Consider the following 25,248-nt stretch of genomic DNA (forward strand, 5'->3'; position numbering starts at 1 on the left):
GAGTCAGGAGTCAGGAGTCAGGAGTCAGGAGGAAGAATTAGAAGGAGAGAAGAATAGTCTCAAATTTCAGAAAGTGATAGGTTTTTAATGGTTTCAATCCTTATTCCTTGCACCTAATTCACTTTTTTAACCGGGAAACTATTAATCTATCTAGGTTTTCGGTTTATTCAGCAAGCCCTAGATATTTCCCAAAAGTACACAATGACAATGACAAAGTATAAAAATCGCCAATCTCAATTTTCCATCCCCCAACTGGATGATTTTCTGAAGTAAAGTATAAAGTTACTAAATAATTATAATCTCAGATTATTCCCCAAAATTATATAACTAGCGAGTTTTTGCTTAATTTTAAATTAAATATATAGATAAAACTTTTGAGGGAATCTTAGGTAATTAGTATTTAGTTATTATTGCAGGAATCCAGGAAACAACAATAGTTAACTTTATTACAGGAAAAATCCGATGCTTAATCATATTTCCAAATTAATGACTTCTAGCCAATTTAAATTTCCCATCGTTGGACTGATTGTTTCGGCTGGTGTTTTAGGTATTAGTTATTCTAGTCAACAACATTACAAACTCCTGTCATCAACAGCCTTAGCTACTAATTATGTAGTCCCTATTAATCAAAGTCAGATTAACTCCGATTCTTCTCTTTTATCACGACTCCAAGAAATAAAAGAGGAAAGCATTCAAAAATCACCAGTTAATATTTCTAATCAAATCTCTACTGATAAATTGACAGAAAATATCACAGCATTATCTACAAATACGAGAGAATTAGGAAAAAAAGGACAAGTCCAATTTCCAGAACAAGATGGAACTTATCTTTATGGACAATCATCTACACCAAATCAATTAGGACAAGGTTACATCCTCTTTCAAAAACAGCAAAGTAAAATTATTGGTGCTTTGTATGTTCCTCAATCTGAATTTAGTTGTTTTCAAGGAACTTTGGCTAAGTCAGGAGAATTAGCAATGACAGTGAAAAGTTCCCCTGGGGAAGTTGGTGCGATAGAAGTTTCTACAGCAAGTACAATCCCTAAAATTAGTGATGATGAATCAACAAGTTATGCTCACTCAATAAGTTTGCAAGACTATGATCAAATAAGCTCTTTGAGTGCTAATGATAGAGAAATATTGAATATGTGTAAACAGGAAGCTAACGGTATGTATAAGTAACCTATACCTCTTTTTTAATACTCAATTCCCGCTTGAGCTTTCACACCTTGATCCTTAAAAGGATGTTTAATTAATGTCATTTCGGTGACTAAATCAGCCCTTTCAATTAATGCCGGCGGTGCGCCTCTTCCCGTGAGAATTACGTGCTTGTCTGCTGGTTTTTGGGCTAAACCTGCTAATACTTCTTCAACCTGTAAATAACCCAGTTTCAGAGCAATATTAATTTCATCTAAGAGGACTAATTTAAAATCTGGGTTGTTGATAAATTCTAGTGATTTTTCCCAAGCCGCAGCAGCTTTATCCAAATCCCGATCCCGATCTTGGGTTTCCCATGTAAAGCCTTCACCCATTGCATGAAATTCCAATTGGTTTTCCCAATGACTAAAAGCGCGTTTTTCTGCTGGTTCCCATGCGCCTTTAATGAATTGAACTATGGCTACTTTATGTCCATGTCCGAGCGATCGCAAAACCATTCCCAAAGCCGCAGTAGTTTTACCCTTACCATGACCAGTATTGACGATAATTAAGCCTTTTTCCGGTATGGCTTTAGCTATGCGTTGATCTTGGACTTCTTTCCGTCGCTGCATTTTTTGACGGTATTTTTCATCAGTTTGGGATGTTGATATTACCTCATCAATTAACCGGGAAATCTCTTGATCTGCTGAATCTGGATGTAATTCTTCTGGAGTGTCGTTGTTCATAAATCCTGTTGATAAATAACTGTTAAGACTAAGAGCATGAAGTATAATTTTTCTGCTTTGATAAATTTATTAGTCATGATAGACCAGAAATCACATAAATTCTGTTAGCTACGATCTTAATAATTTAAAATTGTCAGAATTTATTTTTTCGGTAATTTTTAAACATAAGCACTAAGAAATACCAATTGATTAACCATGTCTTGGGCTGACTTGTCAGCAGCCAGTTTCAATAATCCTCGGAGTTGTTGACCAACTGAGTATTGCTGTTGTGAAGCCAAAATTATGCCAGTATGACTTTTATCCTCAGCCATAAAATCACGATGTAATCTGCAAAAGTCACCGATATTGAAACTATAAATTACTCGCTTTTGTTCTGTTGCCCATATTAGTTGTTCTTCATCGGCATAACCCAATCTCTTAACATCGGTAACTGTAACAACATCCAAATCAGCATTTCTTAATGCTTGTATAAGTGAGGTTTTTATAGTGTCTTCATCCAAATAGAAGCAAATACGATTCACGAGAGATGTCCTGTTTTATATTCTGCTTCGAGTCGCTGACATTCTTCTTGATACCGAGCAAATTCAATATCTAGTAATTCCTTATTAGCATAATAATAAGCCAACGCAGTGTAAATACCTGCAATTGTTAAATAAGGCTTATCTTCGATAATTTCTTCTGGGGTCATACCAGATTTAATCTCATTGACAATATACTGAACAGTAATGCGAGTGTCAGCAATGCGCGGACGACCACCACAAGTATCTGGTGTGCTAACAATCAAAGTGGAAATATCTGTGAGGGTTGGCATCGGTTTCTGAATTAATCCTCTAGGATAATCTTATTGTAAACCAAAAATAGCGATAGCTTTAATCATTCAAAATACTTAAAAATCAGCTTATCTAATCATCTGAATTTTATATCAGCGTGGTTATAGAGGCTTGAAGATGCTATACCAACGATAGAACTCAAATAGACTGACAAATCAGCTACAAAAGCATATAGTCCTGAAGTACCCTCAGCTGTAAATTTTTTAGTGACGTAGAAACCAGATTCAATTATGAGTACACCTGCAATACCACACTCGTTAACGCTTGAATCCAGGTTGTTAATAAGTGTATCAATATTTTTGGGTCCTTTGTAAGCAACTACATAAACTGGAATATCTGCATTTATTGCAGGTAAAAGCTCACTATTACCACAATCTTCAACTGTATAAGCATAACCCTGCTTAAAGCTGCGCTTAATATCTTTTAACTTATTTGCATTTGCTAGAACTTCACTCCATTTACTAGATAAATCTGATTTTACTTCAATAACGACTGCTACGGAGTTAGGTAGATAGAGTCGCTGTTGGTAGCCAATCAGTGGAAAACTCAGACTAAATGGTACTTCAATTACAATATCAAGCTGTCCACTTGTATTTCCTTCTCCATCTGTAATAGCACCTGAGCCAAATCTATACCATGTGGGTAAAAGCTTGGACAAATATTCACTAATAAAATATTCGCGTTCAGCACCTTTTACCTCGTTAGGAAATTCTCCTATATTTCCGCCTTGATGAAGGGCCATCAACCAGGATTGTATGGACTGCAAACGATTTTCAATAATTGGGTTCATTATACACAAACTTTTTTATAGTATTATACCAAAAATGGTTTGCAGGATTATTTCTAAAAGTGCTAAGAATATTGATATATAAAAGTTTTTGCATAGAGAAAAGTCTATTAATCATCCGTTTTTAGTATATCAAAATTTTCGTCAGCAAGCAGTTTCAACATACTTCCCGTTCTGCTTTCCGCGCCAGCAACCTATCACGCAACCCTTGGGGGTCAAATCTTGCCTCATTCATCCTGCGAATTTCCTGTGCTTGTTGCTGTCTTTGCTGTAGATACACTTCCACTTCTTGTTGATGATTGAGGTAGAAGGCAATGCTAGCATAGATATCAGCAAGTTTAAGGGATGGATAACGGTAAGCAATTTCCTCTGCTGTTGTTCCTTGTTTAAAAACAGCAATTACCGTATCGAGTGTTACACGAGTTTTGCCTATCCTAATCACACCATCAGTGGTAAATTCCAATGGTGCAGGTTCGGATGCGATTCCTTCAGAGAGACTCACTAACGCTTGTGCCATAATTAATAACAAGTTAGTTATGTTTAATAATAGCAAATATTGGTTGAGATATACCTTTGGATTTGCTCAAATAGAAATAGAAAATTGGATGACTTCCGAAGTATTATCTTCAGCATTGCCGCTAATTTATATAGCTGCATAACATTTTAGCAACTTCCGTACATTTGAATACGATAACATTGTATTCGGCATATTTACTATTCAGGATTTCCCAAAAATGTCACAAAAGCCAGGTAAGAAAATTGCACCTATTCCCATGTCTAACAATGTTAGCGTGGTTGACTTGATTGATACCTATTTTACCGCTTACAACTCAGCCCGGTTGCGGGAAGCCTGTCAACTGCTGACTAAGGAAGTGTTTCAAGAGGGTGTCACCGTAGGAGTAAGCCTTTCTGGGGCTATGACACCAGCCGGTTTTGGCGTTTCCGCCCTTGCGCCCCTCATTCGCAATGGTTTTATTGACTGGATGATTTGCACAGGTGCGAATCTTTACCATGATATGCACTATGGTTTGGGTTTTGAACTATTTGCGGGTAGTCCCTTTTTAGATGATGTCAAATTACGGGAAGAAGGAACAATCAGAATTTATGACATTATTTTTGGTTACGATGTACTGCTAGAAACGGACGCTTTTATTCGTAAAGTTCTCCAAGCTGAACCTTTCCAAAAACGCATGGGAACAGCGGAATTTCATCATTTACTGGGTAAGTGCGTGTGGGAAATCGAAAAGCAATTGGGTGTCAAAAATTCCTGTTTATTGGCGACAGCTTATGAATGTGGCGTACCTATTTATACTTCTTCTCCTGGAGATAGTTCCATTGGGATGAATGTGGCAGCTTTGGCTTTAGAAGGTTCAAAGCTGGTCATAGATCCGTCCATTGATGTCAATGAAACAGCAGCAATTGTCTATGGGGCGCGAGAAAACGACGGTACAAGTGCAGCGGTAATTATTGGTGGTGGTAGTCCTAAGAACTTTTTATTACAAACACAACCGCAACTTCACGAGGTTTTAGGATTGGAAGAACGGGGACATGATTTCTTTATTCAGTTTACTGATGCCCGTCCTGATACTGGTGGTTTGTCTGGGGCGACTCCTGCTGAAGCTGTGAGTTGGGGTAAAATTGACCCCGATGAGTTACCTAGCGCTATTGTTTGTTATACTGATAGTACAATTGCTTTGCCTTTGGTAACAGCATACACTCTCAATCAATGTCCACCACGCCCCCTGAAGCGGCTGTATGATGGACGTGAGGCTTTATTAGATACTTTGCAAAAAGATTATCTAGCAGCTAAAGATCAGCCTGTGAGTGAGAGTGGTAAGGAAAAAACGGCTACTTATCCCTGTGGTACACCTGTGAAAGGTTAGGGTTTTACTGTAATACTGTGGGCGATAGCTAATCAAGCTGAATCGCCCCTAGATTTATTCATCAAATGTCTATTTACTACTTTGCTGTTTGATTGCAAGTTTTCACTACTTCGATATCTAACTCAAATATCCGAGCAATTTGTTCTAGTTCAGAACAATATTTATTTTTCCTCTTGATTCACTAAATAATCAGGATCAAGAATTTGAGAAATACTATAGGGATTTTCACCAGGAAAAGTTGTATCAGGTAAATTAGTTTCCTGAATGGCTAAATCTATACCATCTTGATAAGCAGAAATCATTGCTTCTGATAGATAGGATTTTAGACTGGGGTTTTCTTCAAGAAGTTCTTTAATACGACGACGTTGTTCTCTAATTGTAGCTTTCCAACTATTACTACGTTTATTACTTTGATACTCCCACTTTAATAAATGTCCAATTAAAATCCCTAGTCGGTTTCTTAATTCTTGCTTTTCTCGCTTACCCAAAGATTCAATTTCCTCTATTAAATTTAAAATATCAAGTTGATTTAGTTGTCCTTGCTTTAATAGTTTTGCCTGTTCTAAAGTCCAAGCATAAAAATCTGTTTCATACAGTTGTGAGGTCATAATTTATATATCTCCTTCTATAAATTTGAGCTAATTTATATAGCTTCTCATCACTCCTACATCTAGTATAACAGTTAATTTATTTCATTGGTTTTAGCTTCATTAGCATAATAAGGAATAATTGCATCATTCTTAGGAAAGTTCTTATATACAAAATAAATCAGGAAGGGAGCAGATATAGATATCAGAAAAACTAGTTGACCTAATAATGGTTGAACCGAATTTTGATACTCTTGTAGTGAAATAAATGCAATTCTTTCGATTTCTGATTTACTAAAATAATTTATAGTTGTGAATATCATCCAGAAGGTATTATAAAAAAAGTGGCAAAATATTGGAGCTAGTAAGTTTCTTGTTTTCAAATACAAAATTGACAGAATAATACCCATCAAAGATAAGTTAATAATATCAAATCGAAAATGAATAACTGCAAATAGAAAAGAAGAAGTTAAAATTCCTGCTTTTACCCCCCATTTAATGGCCCATTTTTGTAATATTATTCCCCGGAACAGAAATTCTTCAGTTACAGGTGCTAAAAGCATAACTGAAAAGCCTGTGAATATAAGTTCCCAAATATTCGTAATATTATTATTAATATAATATTCTACATAATGTGGTAAAATGAAGGATAATACATATAAACTTAAAAAAACAAATCCTGTGGAAAAAGCGCACATAAGAACAGTAATTGAAATTATTTTCCAATTATATTTATTTTTGTAACCAATAATTTTATTAAAAATAAACTCCGTTGTTGGGAATTGTGTCAATAAAATAAATAACCAACCAACATAAATAATTATACCTATTACTGAACCAATACCAGTATTTTTAAGCAAAGTAGAAAGGCTTAAATTATTCAATAAGCTAAAAATCCCTACTATCAAAATACATAAAACTGGTAGTGAAACTGGTAGTGAAATAAACAAAGTTAATAACAACTCTGGAATATTAATTTTTTTAAATGGGTCATATGGCAAACTTTCATCCTCTAAAGAGGCGACATTTTTATTGGCAGGAATAAGTAATAAAATTGATAAGCCAAATATACCTAATAAACCTAACCATCCCCAATTAGACACATACCCTTTACTTTTAATATAAAGCCCACAACCTTTAACAAAAAATCCATATCCTACTAAAAAAAATCCTAAAATTAACAAAAATATTAATGGATTCAAAATCGGACTTAAACTCTTTAAATATTCCTCAAATATTGCCAAAAATATTGAAAGTATAATCAATGGAGCAAATTGTATAGTAAATCCTAGCAAAATTACATTGATAGCTTTTTCTTTGTTAATTGTCATAAATTATTCTCTCTAATTGCTCAAATTTTATTGATGTTATCTTTACCTTTGTAAAATTTTTACCATCAGAATCAGGACTTACTGGATTACAAGATTAATGCCGAAAAATGCTGTATTTAATCCTGTAAATCCTCAAATCCTGAGCATCCTGATTCAGACAATTTTCAGACTATTACTTCCCAAACACAGTAGTTAGAGAACGAGCAATATTTTTCGGCTGCATTGCGTCCATTGCTGCTGTCGGTTCATAACCACAATGTACCATACAATCAGCACATTTAGGATTACCACTAGCACCGCCATATTGACTCCAATCAGTCTTATCCAACAACTCCTGAAAGGTTGCATAGTAACCTTCATTCAACAAATAACAAGGTTTTTGCCAACCGAGAACACTGTAACTAGGACTACCCCAAGGAGTGCATTCATAGTCTTTCTCACCAATGAGAAAATCTAAGAATAGAGGGTTGTGATTGAAGTTCCAATTCTTCTTTCCAGATGTGTAAGGTGAGAGAATTTCTCTAAATAAAGCGCGGGTTTGTTCTTTTTGCAGAAAATGATCTTGATCTGGCGCCCATTCGTAACTGTAACCAGGAGAAATCATCATCCCGTCAGTACCCAATGTTTCCAGAAAATCGAAGAATCCCTGCATTTCTTGGATATCGCAACCCGCAAAAATGGTTGTGTTGGTAGCGACACGAAAACCCTTAGCTTTAGCCGCGCGAATCGCTTGGATAGCAGTATCAAAAACGCCTTTTCTGTCTACACATTTATCATGCCATTCCCGCATTCCATCTAAATGGACACTAAAAGTTAGATAAGGAGAAGGCTTAAACTTATCAAGACTCTTTTCTAGTAATAAACCATTAGTACACAGGTAAATATATTTCTTGCGTTTAATTAAACCCTCAACAATTTCACCTATTTGGGGATGTAGTAAAGGTTCTCCACCGGGAATAGAAACCACTGGTGCGCCACATTCTTCCGCTGCCGTAAAACACTGTTCTGGGGTAAGATTTTGCTTGAGTATTTCTACAGGATGCTGGATTTTACCGCAACCAGTACAAGCTAAATTACACCGAAACAGCGGTTCTAACATCAAGACCAGGGGAAAGCGTTTCCGTCCTAATAACCGTTGTGTAACTAAATACTTGCCAATATCTATTGCTTGTTGTAAATTAATTGCCATTTAATCGTTCTCCTCTTTTAATTACACCACAGGTTGAATTCAAAAATCATTATTTGGGTTTAGCAATGCTAAACCCCTACAAAATCAGAGGTAAAATAATGAACTTTCACTTTCACCTAATTTACATAACCTTGAGCTATAAACCAATCCACAGCATCCTTGAGGGCTACATTCAGAGGGGACTGAGGTAAACCTAATTCGCGGATAGCCTTAGAAGCATCATAATACATTGGTTGCTGTGCCATGCGGACTCCATCAATGGGAACTGTGGGAGTTTTCCCTAGAGGGGCAAGGATTTTTTCGTCTATCCAAGCTACAGTTAGGGGTATCCAAGCTGGTATAGATGTTTGCGGTGCGGGTAAATTGGTGATTTGGGAAAGTTGCTCTAGGAGTTGTTTGAGGGGAAGATTTTGATGACCAAGAATATAGCGATCGCCTGATTTTCCCTTTTCTAAAGCTAATAAATGCCCCTTAGCTACATCGCGCACATCTATAAAATTTAACCCTGTATCTACATAAGCAGGCATTTTTCGCCGTAAAAACCGCAGAATAATATCACCTGTAGGAGTGGGTTTAATATCTAATGGACCAATAGGGCTACTAGGATTAACGATCACAATATCTTGACCCTGATTAGCAGCGGATATTGCCACTTGTTCAGCCAGAAACTTTGATTTTTTGTAATCTCCTACTAATTTCTCTACCGGACTTTGATAGGTTTCATCCACAATTTCACCAAATTTACCGACACCAATGGCTGCAACGGAACTAGTATAAACAGTGCGTTCAATCCCGGCTTTTTCGGCTGCGGCCAAGATGTTGCTTGTACCTTCAACATTATGAATATAAAGCAATTCTCGGTCTTTTTGCCACAGGGAATAATGGGCTGCGACATGAAAAAGATATTGACAACCCTGCATCTGTTTCCAGATATTTGGGTTATTTAAATCACCTTTGACAATATCTACAGCCAAACCCTGTAAATTACCCAGGTTACTACTAGGACGAACTAAAGCGGTAACTTGGTATTTTGACTCTAACAGCGATCGCACTATATGAGAACCAATAAAGCCTGTCCCCCCGGTTACAAATGCTCGCATTCAATCACCCTCTACTCCTCAAGGTTTCTAACCGCATTTCAATATCCGTGATTGAGAACTCTGATCAAGATATTACAGTGTCAACTGGCTCTTTAAGGTCATTGCATTGGCTTTTCATTGTTGCTAAACCCAAATAACGGATACCTTCTGGAGATATATCAAAGCGACAAGGAAGAACTTCTAAACCTAGTTGAATTGCTTCCCGTAGCAACCGACCATATACAGGATCTTTACTATCCCCAGGTGCAAACTCTAAACAATCACCTCGGTTAATAAAATACAGCATTACTGATCGACTTTGGGGTAAAACTTCCATTAATTCCCGTAAATGCTTTTGTCCTCTGGTGGTTTCGGTGTCAGGAAATAACGCTAAACTCCCCTGTGACCAAGTTGTATTTTTTACCTCTAAATAAATTGGGCGCTGTTGAGAACTTCCCGTTAAATAAAAATCCACCCGACTTTTCCGATCTTTTCCATAAACTACTTCACCCTTAACCTGGTCATATTCACTTAATTCTGGGAATAAATGCTGCTGTAGAGCCAATTTAATCACCCGATTAGGTAAAGCAGTGTTTACACCTACCCAAGTTGTTGCATGATCATTGACCTGGATTAACTCTAAGGTATAAGCTAATTTGCGTTGAAGATTATCACTTTTGGAAACTTGTACAGCACTACCAATGGTAGAAACTCCCGTCATTGGACCTGTATTCGGACAATGTGCTGTGATCACCTCTCCAGTATGTAATTGAATATCAGCAAAAAACCGCTTGTAGCGTTTGAGTAAAATACCAGGATATAGTTTTGGGTATTTATATAACCAATCAATCATTTTGATAAATAGCTGTGATGAAGTGTTGGCAATTTATCCTCTCAGAACAAGTTGCACACCACCTTAATGTACCTTGATTTTCATGAAAATTTAAACAAGTAGGTGAACAGAAAAAAACCGTAGACGCGGAGCGGCTTCTCAGTAATATGTAACGAAAAGTAAAGTCGCCCAAAACCTCTTCTGGAGTTTCCTTTTTTTTTGTAATTTTTGTAGTCAAATTTACGATATTTTTATGCGACTTGAATATAATAGATATTACAAACCTACCACTTAGATAAGTATGGTAGTATTTACCAATGCAAGGAGAAACATCCTATGCAAAAAGTCTCACTCTATACGGAATTAGAATATGCTTTTCTGTTCACTCTCAGAAAAGTAAACTCCATTAATACAGCAGGTTTTAAGCCATTTTTTGAGGATTTACCAATTGACCCTTATGTTAAAGGTGAATATCGCTCACGCAGATTATCCAGATTTAAAGTTTCTGGAGATAAATTGGTGAAACTCCCTCACGGATATCTACTACAAAGCAAAGAATATAATCCTTTATTGGGAGGAATCAAAAGGGAATTTGCAGAATTAGATGATAGACTCATACAACTGGAGATTTTTAAGAACCTAATTTTCGCATTTTGTGATGCTTGTAAACTGCATCCAGAAGCAGAAATTGATATTCATCAAATTAGAACTACCTGTTCACCAACTAATTTAGGAAATCCTGCTCCTGAAGGTATTCACCGAGATGGTAGCGATTTTATTGGCATTTTTTCCGCAGGAAGAGATAATATTCAAGGTGGAGAAACCCATTTATACACTGCTAAAAAGGAAAAGCCAGTTTTTAACAAAGTTTTGCAACCTGGAGAAATAATTTTAGTAAATGAACATCAATTTTTTCATTTTACCACTCCCATAAAACCCCAAAATCCAGAATTGGGAAGCAGGGATGTATTTGTGATCAATTATCCTAGTTTAATTTCTGACTTTTAAGAAATATTTTGAAATAGGAATATGCAGATCCCTGAGTTCTTGAAGAAGTCAGGGATATTGTGCGTTTTCTCTGATTTGTTCTATGGTTGATAGTTGACAATTTTCACCTATTCCCTATGCTCAGGCTAGAATCTGTTAATTTTTATAAACGTTTACAACATCAACACCAATACCCGATTTTACAGGATATTACCTTGGATGTATCACCAGGCGATCGCTTGGTAATTATTGGTGAATCTGGTGCTGGTAAAACTTCCTTATTACGCCTCATTAACCGCCTAAACGAACCCAGCGGCGGGAAAATTTATCTCAAAAATCAGGAATATCGCCAAATTCCCGTTATCCAACTGCGTCAACAGGTAATGCTTGTCCAACAAGAATCTAAGCTGCTGGGGATGACAGTTGGGGAAGCCTTAGCTTATCCTTTAATTCTGCGCGGTGTACCTAAGCAAACTATTCAGGAAAAAGTCAGTTATTGGCAAGAAAAACTGCAAATTCCTGAACAATGGTTAGGACGAACCGAGGTGCAACTTGCTGCTGGACAAAGACAGTTAATTGCGATCGCTCGCGCCCTAGTTACCGAACCCCAGATTTTACTCCTAGATGAGCCTACATCAGCCTTAGACACTCCCACATCCACTCATTTAATAAGTGTACTCACTCACCTAAATCAACCCCATTCCTCGGCAATTTTAATGGTAAATCGCCAAATTGATTTAGCTCAAGCATTTTGTACCCACCTGTTACATCTTCAGCAAGGTCAAATAGTTCTCAATCAACCTGCCGCTGATACAGACTGGGACAACTTAGCAGCCAGCCTCAAGCAAGCCGAAACTCAAGCACTAGCAGAATGGACTTAACTCATTATCTGTTCCCTGTTCCCCATTTTAAGAGCTTTGAGTAGTTAGTACAGGAAGTTGATTAGTAAATCTCTCTTTTGGTAATTTTGTGTGTGTTTGCGGAATGTTGACATTCAAAATTTCCATGTTAAACCGGTATCCAACATTGCGGATAGTTTGAATTAAACTGGGTTGACGGGGATCAAGTTCCACCTTCTTCCGCAACGATAAAACATGAGTATCAATAGTGCGGGGATTGTCAATAGCATCAGGCCAAGCACGACGTAATAATTCCGATCTACTTAAAGGGACTCCTCCAGCTTGTGCTAAAACGTACAATAAACTGAATTCCTGGGGCGTTAAATCAATAAACTCCCCTTGAAAACGCACCCGACGCTGGACTAAATCAATTTGCAAACTGCCATAATCTAAATAAGCTGGTGCAGTAGGTGTCCGGTTACGGCGGATCATTGCCTCAACCCTAGCCAAAAATTCTTGCATTCCAAAAGGTTTGCTCAAATAATCATCCGCCCCCGCTTTTAATCCTGCTACAATATCGGCTTCATTAGTACGAGCAGATAACATGAGAATTAAAGGCTGTTGTTGACGATGTAACCAGCGGCAAAACTCCACCCCATCACCATCTGACAAATCCGCATCTAGAATGACTAGAGTGGGTTGATGGCTGATAAACACTTCTTTTGCTTGATAAATACTGGCAGCTTGATGAACTCGGTATTCTAGTTGTTGCAAGTGCCAACCCAACAACGACCTCAGATGGGGATTCCCCTCAACAATTTCTATACAAACCGAACCCACAGTGGTAAGACCCCTTAGCGTTGATGAATCTCAAATTAACAATCTCATGGTCAAGGTTTTGTAGTTTTTGTTACTTCAATAGACATATTCTTCATATTTCCCTCAAAAAACCTTGCAGAAAATTTATTTTTTACTTTATTTGCAGCCAAGCTAGTAGCTTTATTAAATTTTTATTACGTTTACATTATATCCATTGGACAACGGAAATAGGTAAATAAAATTACTTTTCTATCACTTGTAGCGTTATGAACTAGAATCAACTACAAAATTTACTTCCAACAGCCATACAACCCTATTACCTTCATTCTTCATTATTCATTCTTCTTTCTCCCGTCTTTCCGTCTTTCCTTTCTTCTTCTCTTCTTTTTTTATTCCTCCTGACTCGGTGACTCCTGACTCCTGACTCCTAATTCTTGACTCCTAACTCCTAACCCCTATCATTAAAGTTTATTTTTGGCAATCTGTCCTACTCCTGAAGAGATATGGTAAACTCAATAGAACAATCATTTACCAAAGGGAGTAGCACAAAAATCACACCTGATTACAACCAAAGGTAGAGACAGGTTGTTACTTATCCCGGAAACAGCTAACAAATTCTCAAACTTGATTTTACAAATTTATGCACTAATAGCTAGATTTGTATTCCCGGTGAGAAACGTCTAAAAAGTTGGATAAAAATCAATTACCCTTTGTGGTTACAAATAGATAGCTAAGTCCAAGCTATCAGATCAAATTTTTGACAAAAAATCGTAAAAATACCTGACAAAATCACCATATTTCCAATTTTTTGGCGTTAGGATCTAATTAAGTTTTTAGCTGCTGGGGGGTCTCACCCAAGGTGAAAATATTAACTGATGAGTTAATACAGAAGAGGGAAGTGATACTTCATTAAGCGTGAATCATCATCTACAATTCTCATTGCAAAGAGATTAATAAAGCAGTTATGCTCCAAGACACACAAGCCATCCGCTACTACCAAAGACTTACCGACGCCTTCGTCGAATTATGGAATCGCGGTTATCGTATGGATGATATGCGGATGTATTTGGATGGATACCTTGCCGCACTTCGACATAGTAACATCATGGAACCATATTGGATTCATCGCTTAGAAGAGGAAGCCAGCCGTTATTTGCATGATGTATCTAACTTCGCAATGGTTCAGCCTGAACCTGAAAAGCAACATGGCTACTACTAAAGGTGCTATCTGATTTTGCTGATTAGCCTATTACCGCTGACGATTATAGCACGATTTTTGCATTCGTCAATGGGGTATAGGGGACGAAATTTGGGAAATACTGCAATTGATATGAAATCAAACCCCTTAGTTTTACATCAACAAGGGGAATTTTTTTGTTTATTCGTCAACCTTTTATGTTTAAAGACAGGTTAATAAAACATTATTATTTACATAAATTTTGAATTTACATTTAACCTTTCAGTTCTGATTAATAATTTCTTGAGATAATTGACACAATTCCTCTAGAGATATCTTTTCTGAATTGTACAATTCTTCAATCTTCTGTGTAGCAACTTCTAAAATTTCCTGACCACTTCTGATTTGAATATTTAATTTATCTTGATTTCCATCATAAATCACAAACAGAGAGATATTTTTATCCATAGTTTGTGTAATCCCTTTGACTTTAAAATCAGTCACAAATTTTCCTTCTGTGGGGACATGAAGAGGTAAATTGCAAGATTGAATAATTTCCTGAATATCTGCAAGTTGTAAACTAGAAATTGCGGTAATTTTCGCTTCTATATTCACAAATTCGGCTAAATCTGGCTGCTTAATTACAACATCTTCCAATGATTCATATTGAAATGTAATTTTCCCTGCTAAATTATCAGTAATCGCATAAATTGACACAGAGTATGGAGGTTTAGGGACAGAACCCTGTGCATAAAATAAACTCCCCTCTGCTGTGACAGTAATTTGAGGTGTATCTGCTAGGGTTTGTAAAGATTGCAAATTAGCAATGGTACTTTTAACAAATACAGAATCCAGCCCTAAGATAGATGCTAAATCATTAGCTGTAGGAGGAGGATTAAACTCCATAGCAGCACGAATAATAAACTCTTCTAAGACATTAAATTTGCGGGGTTCTTTAATGGTTAATTCTAAATAATTTTGAATTACAGTATAGCCAAATTGACGCGCTGCTAAAACTGTTAAACCAGAACTTTCAGTTTCAATTTTATCAACTATATATTTCAGATTTTCATCAATTGGTTTAACTACAGAAACAGGAAACATCAATAAAACCTCCATGAGAATTAACAGTTTTGGCAACTTCAGAATACATATTACCTACTGTACCGGGTTTAGTTGTAAATAAATCATGACAACCAACAATTACTAATAATTCTTGTGCGCGGGAAAAAGCCACATTCACCCGTTCTGGTTTATTGGCAAATCCCACATCTCCTTGCTGATTATTCCTTACCATACTGACAATTACCACCGGTCTTTCCATACCTTGAAATCTATCCACTGTACCTGTTCTAATTTGCAAAGAAGGGAAAAGTTCAGATTGTAAGCGTTCATCAATTTTTCTTAATTGAGCGCCATAAAATGTAATTACAGCTATTTCTTTTTTTGGTTCTCCATTTGCTACTTTATGCACCCAAACCTGCTCAAATTGGTGACAGATACTTTCAATCACATCAACTTCTTTAATATTCAAAAATGAAGTTCCATTACGTTCTTCTTGAAATTCATCTTCTCTGGGCATTTTTACCCAGCAGAGATGATGGTAAGATTGAATGATTTCTCCTGCTAAATTATGAGCGCGTTTTGTGTCAGGTTCTAAAATCCCACATTCCAATTTACCATGATAAAATTGATTAATTGCGCCCATAATCATCGGGTGCATTCGATATTGAGTATTCAGCATTTTTTTAATGCTTTTATCAGCGGTTTCAAACTGACTTTTAAATAATGATTCTTCTAAAAATTGTAATTCTTCCCTCGTATTCCCCATTGTTTTCGCAACTTCTTCCACAGTGCTAGTATCAAGCATAGGTGGTAATTGTCGATGATCTCCTACCATGACTAATTTTTTACCTTTTAAAGCCGGAATTAGTAACTCTGGAGGAGTGCATTTACTAACTTCATCAATAATCACAACATCAAAAGATTGGAATTCTTCTGAGAAATTATAATTTGCAGCTTGAACACAAGTAATACCAACAACGTTAGCATTATCTAAATAAATCCCTCTGAGGTCTTTACTATCTTGTTCTGAGGGTTGACGAAGTTTTGCAACCCAATCTTGCACAAAATTTTGATATTTGTGTAAATAATTTTCTTCACTTTTTAGCTGTCGTTTCCATGATTTAAATTTATTTTGAATATTGCATAAAGATCCTAAATCTAATAAATCATTATTAGATAATTCTGGTTTTAATTTATCTGGGATTGTTTGCCAAATTGACTGCCACCAATTCCGTTCGCTAATTAAACTAGCTGATAACTGTAATTGTAATTTCTGTTCTAAGTCAGATATTTTTATTTGTAATTCTGCAAGTTCTTGTTGATAAATATCAGCTTCTGCTTGGAAATTTGTGAACTCTTGATTTAAAGAGTCTTTAATTGTTTCTAAAACAGTAAAAGGTGCTAATGATAAAATCAGAGTCTCCATTTCATTAATACGATTTTCCCAAAACTTGACTTGTTGGGAAAATTCCTGGGGTTTTTCCCAAATATTTGGTTGTCTAGTCAGATATTTTTCTGCTAAAATCCGTAGTGGTAGGGGGATATTTTGCTGTTTATGAAGTGCTTGTAAGTTATTGATAACTTCTGCAAGTTTTAAATTAGCAGCTTCTTTAGTTTTCTTTACCTGAGATTTAGCTTCAGATATTTGTGCTGATGAAATTTCATCTTCCGGAAGTTCCTGAAATTGCTGTTGTAAAATTTCTAATTGTTGTTCAGCTTCAGTTTTAACTCTTAAAACACATTGACGCGCATGAACTAAGATAATATCTAGTAATTCTTGGGTAATGCGGGTAAGAGTAGCTTCAATGTTATTCCATTCAAAGGACTTACCATAGGTTTTTTCCAATCTAATTAAAAAGACTTGAGTGTTTTCAACTAGCAATTTTCGCTGTTTAGGATTGAGGAGTTGATAATTTTGGAATTTTTGATAGGTTGTTTGCCATTGAATTTGATCAATTTTTGATAAAACTATAGGAATTTGACTAAAACTTTCTTGTAAAAAATAACTAAAATCATGTTTTTTACCTTTTTTATCGGTAAAGTTACCCGCTATTTCATAAGATATGGCCTTTGTTAATACTCCCCAATCTGGTAAACTGATTTGATAATTTTTAGGAACAATAGTTAATTTTAATGTTTTGGCAAACATCAATAAACCTAATGGTAAACCTACCATACTTTCTGTTAATTCAAAATCAGATTCTTGACATTCTTTCAATGCTTGATATAAGTTATTGTAAGCTGTAGATTTCCATTCAACAATGGCTTCAACAATATAATCAATTTCCCGTTTGCGATTTTCCCAAATTTGAATTGTTGTCCGTAAATCGTTTTGGTTATGACAATTTTGATGATCTGTTTCTAATTTCTCCAAAGATACAGAATGCTGCTGGAAAATATAAACTAATTTTGCTACTTCCGAAATAGCTAAACCGACATCATTAGCATCTTTTAATCCCGGTTTAAATGCAGAAATATGAGTTGTGATATTTTTCTGCAACCAAACTGCTAACCCAAATGCACCAAATCCCGGACGAGTAAAACCAAGTTCTTCAATACATTTAATAGCTTGACGCACATTTTCTCGAAAATTCTGTACTTCTTGATTATTTTCTGTATAAGGTTTAATTTGTGGTAAAAAACTGTTGATTTCTGAAGATTCCCAATCTATATTTGTGGCATTTTTGAGAATATTTTCTAACCCAGTAATTAATAATTCAATTTCTTTTTTAGTTACTAAAGTTTGATTATATTCAATTTCTTGATTTTGATAACTTGCTTCTAAATTATCTTTTTCATTTTTGAGTTCATTCTGTTGCTGATTTACTTCTTGTTCTGCCAGAAAATAGTCTGTAAATCGTGGTAATAATGGTAATAATTGATTGATAATTCTAATATTTTCGTGACGTTGACTGAGATTATTTTCACAGTCAGTAGCGGTATTTTGTAGCCATGTACCAATTACTTGATCTTCTAAAAATGGCTGTCCTTCTTCCCCAACTTTTTCGGCTCGTCCCTTTCTAATAGCACGAATAACGGGATTGTGAACTAAGCGACTGAGGGCGTTATCAACGGCTAAATTAGCTTGTGAGGTAATTAATGTGCGTCCCCCGCGCAAAGCTACTTGATAGCAAATTTCCGCAATTACGGTAGTTTTTCCTGTACCTGGTGGTCCTTGAATCAGCACTAAATCTTCTGCGGACAGGACTTTTTCAACTGCGGCTTTTTGTCCAGCATTTGCAGAAGATAATAATAAGTCTTTTGAGTTAAGTTTAATCCTTTTGATAATCGGTCTGGCTTGGGAAGCGTCAAAGAGAAAGTTACCTAAATAGGGGTTTTGAGTGCGTCCTTGTTTTAATTGTTCTAAGGCTTTTTCTTTCCGTTCAATTTGTTTGATGTCTCCAGCAGCATCAAAAAATAAGTAACCATTCTTGGGAAGTTGATAATTACCTTTGGCTATATATTCGATGATTTCTCGTTCTAATCGAACATGAATAAAATTATGTTTTTGATCAACTTTTTCAATAGTTCCTAATTGACGACTGTGGCGACGATTTCTGTCTGTGGGTACGGAATCTAAAAAGTTAACTTCTTGATTTTTAGCTTTTCTTACCCGTTCCCAAAAGTTTTCTCCACCTAAAATATTCTCTTCAGAACCGTTAAGGGTAGCTGAATTAACTTTAACTTCTAAAGCGATTTGTCGAGAATTTGAGCCATGATGAGAAAATTGGAAAGATACACAAAATTGCCGGGATTTAGCAATGCGTTCTTCAACTTTTAAAAATGCTTTCCAGGCTTTAAGTTGATCTTCTGTGGGGACATGATTTCCGCAAATTGGCATATTTTTAATTTTTGCCAATAATGGTTTGGGAATATCCAAAGGATGTTGATGATTGGGACTTAGTCGCAACCAATAGGGTAAAGCATAGCCGTCAATATTTCCCCGCAATTCATGTAATAAATAAGCTGATAAAATTTTAAATCCGCCATGTCCATCTTGACGAATAGCAGCTTTAAATGCTAAAGTTTTTCCTAGCTTTTTCAGTTTTTTTGGTAGTTGAAAGTTTTCTTGATCTGTGGCTATAGTTAGTTCCCAAATCTCTTCTCCTGGTTCTTTTGCAGTTCCTTGACGACGAATATAAAACAAGCCAGGTTGTTTACCAACTAAATCAAATAATAATTCATTAGCACGTTCTCGTCGTTCTCTAAATTCAGGATATAATTGTAGGGATGATTGACCTTCAAGATGGCGAACTAAATTATCAACGGCTGAACCTATAAACGTATAACCACAATCTTCTATCTTTGTTTTATTATTCATAGTTTTGGTAAAAAATATTAGTAATCAATAATGTAATATTAGAGGTTGTTTGAAAAGTATTATATCAAACCGGTAATCTCCAAAAACCTAACCCCCCTACCCCCCTTCCCTGCAAGGGAATGGAGGTTTTAAAGCCTCTCCCCTGCAAGGGGAGAGGTTTGGAGAGGGGGTCAGTCTATACATTCAAAACTTTTCAAACACCCTCTTAATAAGGATCAGATCCCCGACTTCTTTAAGAAGTCGGGGATCTTGTAGTTGATATTAAGAAGCTAGTGTTACTTCTACCAATTCTTGTAATTCACCTTTGTTGTACATTTCAATCAAAATATCAGAACCGCCAACGAATTGACCATTAATGTATACTTGGGGAATTGTTGGCCAGTTGGAATACTCTTTGATGCCTTGACGAATTTCTGGATCTGCAAGTATGTCAAGGGTTTCAAAGGGAACTCCTAAGGTATTGAGAATTTGGACAACGTTATTAGAGAAACCACATTGGGGCATTAATTTATTGCCCTTCATGAAAACCATAATTTTGTTTTCTTCTACCAAAGTATCAATTCTTTCTTTAAGTTCTGGGGTCATGATTAGTTATTTCCTGCGTTGTTAAAAGTCAAAAGTCAAGACAATTTCAGATTTTGTTTTCTCAAGGCAATCATCTTAAATTAGTTTGTTGCTTGCCAAGCTTCGGGAGTGTAGGTTTTAAGTGCTAAAGCATGAATAGCTTCGCTGGATATAGCTTGTTGCAATGCGCCATAAACTAGTTGGTGTTGTTGCACCATTCCCTTATCTGCAAACTGCGATGAAACTACTGTTACCTGATAGTGATCACCACCACCTGTCAAGTCTTGTACTTGCACTTGGGCATCTGGCATTTGTGCCTTGATCATTCCCTCTACCTGTTGCGGACTTATCATCGCAATTCCTGAAAAAACTTACTTCTCTATTATTAACAGATATGTCGCGGTTGGCTGTTGCCTGTTAGCATTTGCCGATTATTTTTTACCTTGACGCGGAAAGGGGGCATCTACAAAACCTAATTCAAATAATTGTTGGTATGCTTTTGTGCCTAATTCTCTGGTGGGGTTTTGACTTTTAATGATTTGCACTAGCAAAGGGATGGCTAATTCTGGCTGATTTTGCGCTCTATGTACTAAGGCTAACTGATAGGTGGCTTCATCTCGCTTTTGGGCAGTTGCTAAAGCATTCTTGCGGTGGGAATCGGCAGCACGAATGTCAATACCTGCAAAACTAGAATTTAGGTCTTGATAAAAGCTTGATAATTGATTATAAACTTGGCGGGCTTCTTGGAGTTTTTTGGCAGCCAGAGGGTAATCTTGACTAGCAACTGCTTGGGCTGATTCTTTGATCAAGCGATCGCCTCCCTCTATACTTAAAAGATTATTACTTATTCCTGTGGGGCTGAGGGTATTAGGCTGATCTGTATTAATAGGTTTTGGTTGTTCCGTAGGTTTGATTTGATTAGCGGGTTTGGCTTGATTAACAGGATTTGATAACTTTTTCCCCTGAGCATAGGCAGGTACCAGCAGACCCAAAACTGCTATGAGTGATAAAAATGTGAAGCGAATTAAGGGAGCAGCATTCATGAGTTTAATTAGTGCAATAATTCTATAGAAAAAGTTGGGAAACCTTGTGTATCTTAACTCTCTTTGTCCTAGAGATAAAGTCAGTCACGCGATAACCATTCAAAAAGCAGAAGAAAAAATCCCCCAACTAACGCTAGAGGATATATTCTCCACACTTTGTGTTAGTCGGCAGTTACCTATTTTAAAGTTCCCAAAACAGGAGTTAACTCAGTCGCTGGAATCTGCGGATTTAATAATCCACTAGCATAAACACGAGGATTGGTTTGGGAAATAATCGTATAAGATTGGCGAACATGAGCATTGACAGCTACAGTTTTCGCATCATACATTTGCATGGCTACTTTGGGGTAGAAACCAATGCCAATAATCAGCACCAGAAAACAGGCAGCAATAAACACTTCACGGGGTCTGGCATCAGTATATACCGTTTCCGTTGGTAAAAGGCAATCTGTACCAAAACAAGCCGTTCCTTCGTCTTCTTGATTTTCCAACCCAGCATTGTTAATATCGCAGATCAGTGCCGCACCAGAACCGTAAAATACTTGACGCAGCATAGAAAGGAGATAAATAGGTGTGAGAATAACTCCCACAGCCGCTAGGAAAACGGTAACGGTGCAGAATGTGGAAGTGTAAACATCGCTAGTAGTTATCCCGACAAACACCGAAAGTTCACCGACAAAGCCACTCATTCCCGGTAAAGCCAAAGATGCCATTGCCCCCATTGTAAATAGAGCAAATACTTTGGGCATAGCTTGACCAATCCCACCCATTTCTGACATGACCATTGTGCGGGAACGGTCATAAGTTACACCAGCCAAAAAGAATAACACGGAAGCAATTAAACCATGGGAGATCATTTGCAACATTGCCCCGTTGATACCCAAATCGGTGAAAGAGGCAATCCCTATTAATACAAAACCCATGTGGGAAATGGACGAATAAGCCAAACGCCGTTTCATATTCGTTTGGGCAAAGGAATTTAACGCACCATAGATAATATTGACAACACCGAGAATGACGAGAACGGGGGCAAAGTAAAAATGAGCATCGGCAAGTAGGTCAAGATTCAGGCGAATTAGTCCATATCCACCCATTTTCAACAGCACACCCGCCAAAATCATGGATACGGGAGAAGATGCTTCACCGTGGGCATCAGGTAGCCAAGTATGCAAGGGGAAAATCGCCAATTTTACGCCAAAGGCAATTAACAACCCAGCATATAGTAGCAGTTGCAGAGTGAGGGGATATTCTTTTTGTGCGAGTTCTGCAATATCAAAAGTGACATTTCCGCCGCCATATAGCCCCATTGCTAGGGCTGCCACCAAGATAAATATAGAAGCTGCTGCGGTATAAAGTAAGAATTTTGTAGCTGCGTAGCGTCGTCGTTGTCCACCCCAAATACAAACTAGTAAATATACGGGGATTAACTCGACTTCCCACATAATGAAAAATAACAGCAAGTCTTGGGCAACAAATACCCCAACCTGTGCAGAATACAACACAAGCATGAGAAAATAGAACAGCTTTGGTCTGCGGTCAACTTGCCAAGCTGAAAACATCGCCAGTGTGGTAACGAATCCCGCCAAAAGTACCAAGGGGGCAGAAATACCATCCACAGAAACTGCCCAGTTTAGTCCTATCTGAGACATCCAGACATAATTTTCTACCAGTTGAAAACCCGCATTACTAGCATCGTAATGTTTCCAAAAGGCATAACACATCAAAATAAAGTCAGCAATACCTACGCCCAGTGCATACCATCTGACAAGTTTGCCGTCTTTATCAGGCAATACAGGAATGACAAAGGATGCTAAAAGTGGAAATAGGACAATTGCGGTAAGCCAGGGAAATTGAGCCGCTATCATGTCAATAGGAAAAAATACTTATTGGTTAATTTTGCTATTGTACTAGACTTTTTAACAATTTCTTTATAAGTTTTTACCCCAGGTTAGCATAAAGGAATATATACATAAATATATCTTATGCTAAGGATTGAGTAGATGAGAAAACGTCTTTATCTGTCTAATGATATAAATTCGCTCTGCTTTTAAGTGGAAAATTTTAGGCTTTTGCTGAGGAGAAATGTGATAAAATTGGTTAATAGTTGACAAATGACAACCGACTAATAACAACTAACAAATGAACGATTTTTGGAATACGATTTTAGAGTTTGCAGAAACCACTACTATCAGAGTGGGAAAACAATTAATGCAGGATTTTGGTAAAGTCCAAGCTTCACAAAAAGCTGATGGTAGCTTGGTAACAAAATCAGATAAATGGGCAGATCAAGAAATTCGAGATGCTATTGTTTCTACTTTCTCCGGTTACGGCATTTTGAGCGAAGAAAGTAATCAAACTTTTCCGAATGCAGAATGGTGTTGGGTAATTGATCCTTTGGATGGTACAACCAACTTTACCAGAGGAATTCCGATTTGGTCTATTTCTCTGGGGTTACTTTATCGAGGAACGCCCATTTTTGGTTATGTTTACGCGCCACCATTAAATCAAGCCTTTCACGGATTTTGGGCGGGTTCATCAGGCTTAACAACGCCAACGGGAGCATTTTTAAATAATCATCCCATTCATACCAGTAAAGATGCTCCCAGCAAAAACCACTTTTTTAACCTTTGTTCTCGCAGTACCGACATTATTCAACCGGGTTTCCCCTGTAAAATTCGGATGTTAGGAGTTGCTAGTTATAACTTTCTTTCCGTCGCAACTGGTGCGGTTTTGGGGGGAATTGAAGCCACACCCAAGGTATGGGATATTGCTGGCGCTTGGGTAATTGTCCAAGCTGCGGGTGGGACGTGGGTATCGCTCAATTCTGAGTCTTTTCCATTATCGCCGGGAATGGATTATAGCGATCGCTCTTTTCCCACAATGGTTGTGAGTAATTCCGATATAGTTCCGATATTTACACCATTTCTAGCAAGTGCAAAACTTTAACAACTAACAACTAACAACTGACAACTAACAACTGACAACTGACAACTGACAACTGACAACTGAAAAAATTATGAAAGGACTTTGGTTAGAAAATAATCAATTACAATTACGTACCAATATTCCTATTCCTGAACCACTACCAGGAGAGGCTTTGGTGCGGGTTTTGCGGGCGGGAATTTGTAATACTGACCTAGAATTAATTAAAGGTTATTATCCTTATACTGGCATTATCGGCCATGAATTTGTTGGTGTTGTTGAACAAGGTCCCAAACAGTTAATTAATCAAAGAGTGGTTGGTGAAATTAACGCTGCTTGTGGTGATTGTCGTTTTTGTCGGCGGGGACAACCAACACATTGCGAAAATCGGACAGTTTTAGGAATTGTTAACCGTCATGGTGCATTTGCAGAATATCTATCTTTACCTATTGAGAATTTGCATCTTGTTCCTGAAAATGTATCTACAGCAGCCGCAACTTTTACTGAACCCATAGCCGCAGCTTTGGAAATTCAACAACAAATACAAATATGTAAAGATGACCGAGTATTAGTAGTTGGAGATGGTAAACTGGGACAATTAATAGCCCAAACTTTAGCCTTAACAGGTTGTGAATTATTAGTAGTTGGAAGACATAAAGATAAATTAGTAAATTTAGCAGCGAAAGGAATTAAAACTGGTTTCGCTGATAGCGTCACTGATAGATACTTTGATATCTCTGTTGATTGTACAGGAAATCCTGAAGGTTTTAATATTGCTCGTCGGGCTTTACGTCCTCGTGGTATATTAATTTTAAAAAGCACCTATGCGGGAAATCTCAGTTTAGATGCTTCTGCTTTAGTGGTAGATGAAATCACCCTCATTGGTTCTCGTTGTGGTCCCTTTGTTCCAGCATTGGAATTGTTAGCGACGGGAAAGATAGATGTTCAATCTTTAATTGATAGTCATTATCCACTTTCTCAAGGTTTAGCAGCTTTTGAGAAAGCCAAAACTAAAGGAGTTTTAAAAGTGTTGTTAGAAATGAGTTTGTAATCAGAATTGATAGGATTAAGATATCAACAGATTTTAACGCCATACCTGGATCTGCATAA

The 25,248-nt window shown here is 36.9% G+C and carries 25 protein-coding genes; 8 read left to right on the forward strand and 17 right to left on the reverse strand.

Going from position 1 to position 25,248, the window contains the following annotated elements:
* Positions 1–462: 462 nt before the first annotated feature.
* On the forward strand, positions 463–1,182 hold the full coding sequence (locus PN450_RS15935) for a hypothetical protein (protein ID WP_148763826.1): 720 nt from the start codon (positions 463–465) through the stop codon (positions 1,180–1,182).
* A gap of 14 nt (positions 1,183–1,196) precedes the next feature.
* Here PN450_RS15935 and cobO read toward each other — a convergent pair whose 3' ends face one another.
* From cobO to PN450_RS15960, 5 genes are all read right to left on the reverse strand, one after another.
* Complete coding sequence (gene cobO, locus PN450_RS15940) at positions 1,197–1,883, reverse strand: cob(I)yrinic acid a,c-diamide adenosyltransferase (RefSeq protein WP_271836901.1); 687 nt, start codon at positions 1,881–1,883, stop codon at positions 1,197–1,199.
* Positions 1,884–2,041: 158 nt separating this feature from the next.
* The gene (locus PN450_RS15945) at positions 2,042–2,404 is read right to left on the reverse strand and encodes a DUF5615 family PIN-like protein (protein WP_148763822.1); all 363 of its coding nucleotides are present in this window, start codon (positions 2,402–2,404) and stop codon (positions 2,042–2,044) included.
* A complete protein-coding gene (locus tag PN450_RS15950) occupies positions 2,401–2,694 on the reverse strand; it encodes a DUF433 domain-containing protein (protein WP_148763820.1) in 294 nt (97 codons plus the stop codon). Before PN450_RS15950 ends, PN450_RS15945 begins: the two co-directional genes overlap by 4 nt.
* A gap of 95 nt (positions 2,695–2,789) precedes the next feature.
* Positions 2,790–3,503 (reverse strand): DUF6602 domain-containing protein, encoded by a 714-nt coding sequence (locus PN450_RS15955; RefSeq protein WP_271836902.1) that lies wholly within the window; start codon positions 3,501–3,503, stop codon positions 2,790–2,792.
* 154 nt (positions 3,504–3,657) lie between these two features.
* Complete coding sequence (locus tag PN450_RS15960; protein WP_271836903.1) at positions 3,658–4,017, reverse strand: DUF433 domain-containing protein; 360 nt, start codon at positions 4,015–4,017, stop codon at positions 3,658–3,660.
* Positions 4,018–4,036: 19 nt separating this feature from the next.
* Here PN450_RS15960 and PN450_RS15965 point away from each other — a divergent pair, with 19 nt between their 5' ends.
* Positions 4,037–4,159, forward strand: a complete 123-nt coding sequence (locus tag PN450_RS15965) for a hypothetical protein (RefSeq protein ID WP_257720878.1) — start codon at positions 4,037–4,039, stop codon at positions 4,157–4,159.
* 75 nt (positions 4,160–4,234) lie between these two features.
* On the forward strand, positions 4,235–5,383 hold the full coding sequence (locus tag PN450_RS15970; RefSeq protein ID WP_271836904.1) for a homospermidine biosynthesis protein: 1,149 nt from the start codon (positions 4,235–4,237) through the stop codon (positions 5,381–5,383).
* 161 nt (positions 5,384–5,544) lie between these two features.
* Here the strand turns inward: PN450_RS15970 and PN450_RS15975 are convergent, their stop codons facing one another.
* The 5 genes from PN450_RS15975 to sfsA form a co-directional block, all read right to left on the reverse strand.
* Positions 5,545–5,991: a DUF29 domain-containing protein gene (locus tag PN450_RS15975; protein ID WP_271836905.1), complete on the reverse strand. Its 447-nt coding sequence runs from the start codon at positions 5,989–5,991 to the stop codon at positions 5,545–5,547.
* A 74-nt stretch (positions 5,992–6,065) separates the two neighbouring features.
* Positions 6,066–7,301: a CPBP family intramembrane glutamic endopeptidase gene (locus tag PN450_RS15980; RefSeq protein ID WP_148763812.1), complete on the reverse strand. Its 1,236-nt coding sequence runs from the start codon at positions 7,299–7,301 to the stop codon at positions 6,066–6,068.
* Between the two features lie 172 nt (positions 7,302–7,473).
* Positions 7,474–8,490: an adenosyl-hopene transferase HpnH gene (gene hpnH, locus PN450_RS15985; RefSeq protein WP_271836906.1), complete on the reverse strand. Its 1,017-nt coding sequence runs from the start codon at positions 8,488–8,490 to the stop codon at positions 7,474–7,476.
* 116 nt (positions 8,491–8,606) lie between these two features.
* Entirely contained in the window at positions 8,607–9,590 is a 984-nt protein-coding gene (gene hpnA / locus PN450_RS15990; protein WP_271836907.1) for a hopanoid-associated sugar epimerase, read from the reverse strand.
* A gap of 64 nt (positions 9,591–9,654) precedes the next feature.
* Complete coding sequence (sfsA, locus tag PN450_RS15995; protein WP_213713832.1) at positions 9,655–10,422, reverse strand: DNA/RNA nuclease SfsA; 768 nt, start codon at positions 10,420–10,422, stop codon at positions 9,655–9,657.
* Between the two features lie 315 nt (positions 10,423–10,737).
* Between sfsA and PN450_RS16000 the strand changes: the two genes are divergently transcribed.
* Positions 10,738–11,409, forward strand: a complete 672-nt coding sequence (locus PN450_RS16000; RefSeq protein WP_213797918.1) for a 2OG-Fe dioxygenase family protein — start codon at positions 10,738–10,740, stop codon at positions 11,407–11,409.
* Positions 11,410–11,525: 116 nt separating this feature from the next.
* Complete coding sequence (locus PN450_RS16005) at positions 11,526–12,269, forward strand: ABC transporter ATP-binding protein (protein ID WP_213719886.1); 744 nt, start codon at positions 11,526–11,528, stop codon at positions 12,267–12,269.
* 27 nt (positions 12,270–12,296) lie between these two features.
* On the opposite strand, the gene PN450_RS16010 is transcribed toward PN450_RS16005, so the two are convergent.
* On the reverse strand, positions 12,297–13,067 hold the full coding sequence (locus PN450_RS16010; protein ID WP_271822866.1) for a response regulator transcription factor: 771 nt from the start codon (positions 13,065–13,067) through the stop codon (positions 12,297–12,299).
* 943 nt (positions 13,068–14,010) lie between these two features.
* Between PN450_RS16010 and PN450_RS16015 the strand changes: the two genes are divergently transcribed.
* Positions 14,011–14,265: a DUF6761 family protein gene (locus PN450_RS16015; RefSeq protein WP_015083328.1), complete on the forward strand. Its 255-nt coding sequence runs from the start codon at positions 14,011–14,013 to the stop codon at positions 14,263–14,265.
* A gap of 240 nt (positions 14,266–14,505) precedes the next feature.
* Here the strand turns inward: PN450_RS16015 and PN450_RS16020 are convergent, their stop codons facing one another.
* The 6 genes from PN450_RS16020 to PN450_RS16045 all read right to left on the reverse strand — a co-directional run bounded on the left by PN450_RS16020 (position 14,506) and on the right by PN450_RS16045 (position 23,081).
* Positions 14,506–15,342: a hypothetical protein gene (locus PN450_RS16020; protein WP_271836908.1), complete on the reverse strand. Its 837-nt coding sequence runs from the start codon at positions 15,340–15,342 to the stop codon at positions 14,506–14,508.
* Positions 15,305–19,609 (reverse strand): AAA domain-containing protein, encoded by a 4,305-nt coding sequence (locus tag PN450_RS16025; protein ID WP_271836909.1) that lies wholly within the window; start codon positions 19,607–19,609, stop codon positions 15,305–15,307. The genes PN450_RS16020 and PN450_RS16025 overlap by 38 nt, the downstream gene beginning before the upstream one ends.
* Before the next feature lie 261 nt (positions 19,610–19,870).
* On the reverse strand, positions 19,871–20,194 hold the full coding sequence (gene grxD / locus PN450_RS16030; protein WP_168631891.1) for a Grx4 family monothiol glutaredoxin: 324 nt from the start codon (positions 20,192–20,194) through the stop codon (positions 19,871–19,873).
* A gap of 80 nt (positions 20,195–20,274) precedes the next feature.
* On the reverse strand, positions 20,275–20,526 hold the full coding sequence (locus tag PN450_RS16035; protein WP_213719890.1) for a BolA family protein: 252 nt from the start codon (positions 20,524–20,526) through the stop codon (positions 20,275–20,277).
* 78 nt (positions 20,527–20,604) lie between these two features.
* Complete coding sequence (locus tag PN450_RS16040; RefSeq protein WP_417033753.1) at positions 20,605–21,225, reverse strand: hypothetical protein; 621 nt, start codon at positions 21,223–21,225, stop codon at positions 20,605–20,607.
* A gap of 167 nt (positions 21,226–21,392) precedes the next feature.
* Positions 21,393–23,081: an NAD(P)H-quinone oxidoreductase subunit 4 gene (locus PN450_RS16045; RefSeq protein WP_271836911.1), complete on the reverse strand. Its 1,689-nt coding sequence runs from the start codon at positions 23,079–23,081 to the stop codon at positions 21,393–21,395.
* A 274-nt stretch (positions 23,082–23,355) separates the two neighbouring features.
* Here PN450_RS16045 and PN450_RS16050 point away from each other — a divergent pair, with 274 nt between their 5' ends.
* Together PN450_RS16050 and PN450_RS16055 are read left to right on the forward strand one after the other, a co-directional pair.
* Positions 23,356–24,162, forward strand: coding sequence for an inositol monophosphatase family protein (locus PN450_RS16050; RefSeq protein ID WP_271836912.1), 807 nt, complete (start codon positions 23,356–23,358; stop codon positions 24,160–24,162).
* Between the two features lie 70 nt (positions 24,163–24,232).
* The gene (locus tag PN450_RS16055; RefSeq protein ID WP_168631889.1) at positions 24,233–25,189 is read left to right on the forward strand and encodes an MDR/zinc-dependent alcohol dehydrogenase-like family protein; all 957 of its coding nucleotides are present in this window, start codon (positions 24,233–24,235) and stop codon (positions 25,187–25,189) included.
* The last annotated feature ends 59 nt before the right edge of the window (positions 25,190–25,248 follow it).

The sequence above is a fragment of the Dolichospermum lemmermannii CS-548 genome (assembly GCF_028330815.1).
Lineage (GTDB): Bacteria > Cyanobacteriota > Cyanobacteriia > Cyanobacteriales > Nostocaceae > Dolichospermum > Dolichospermum lemmermannii.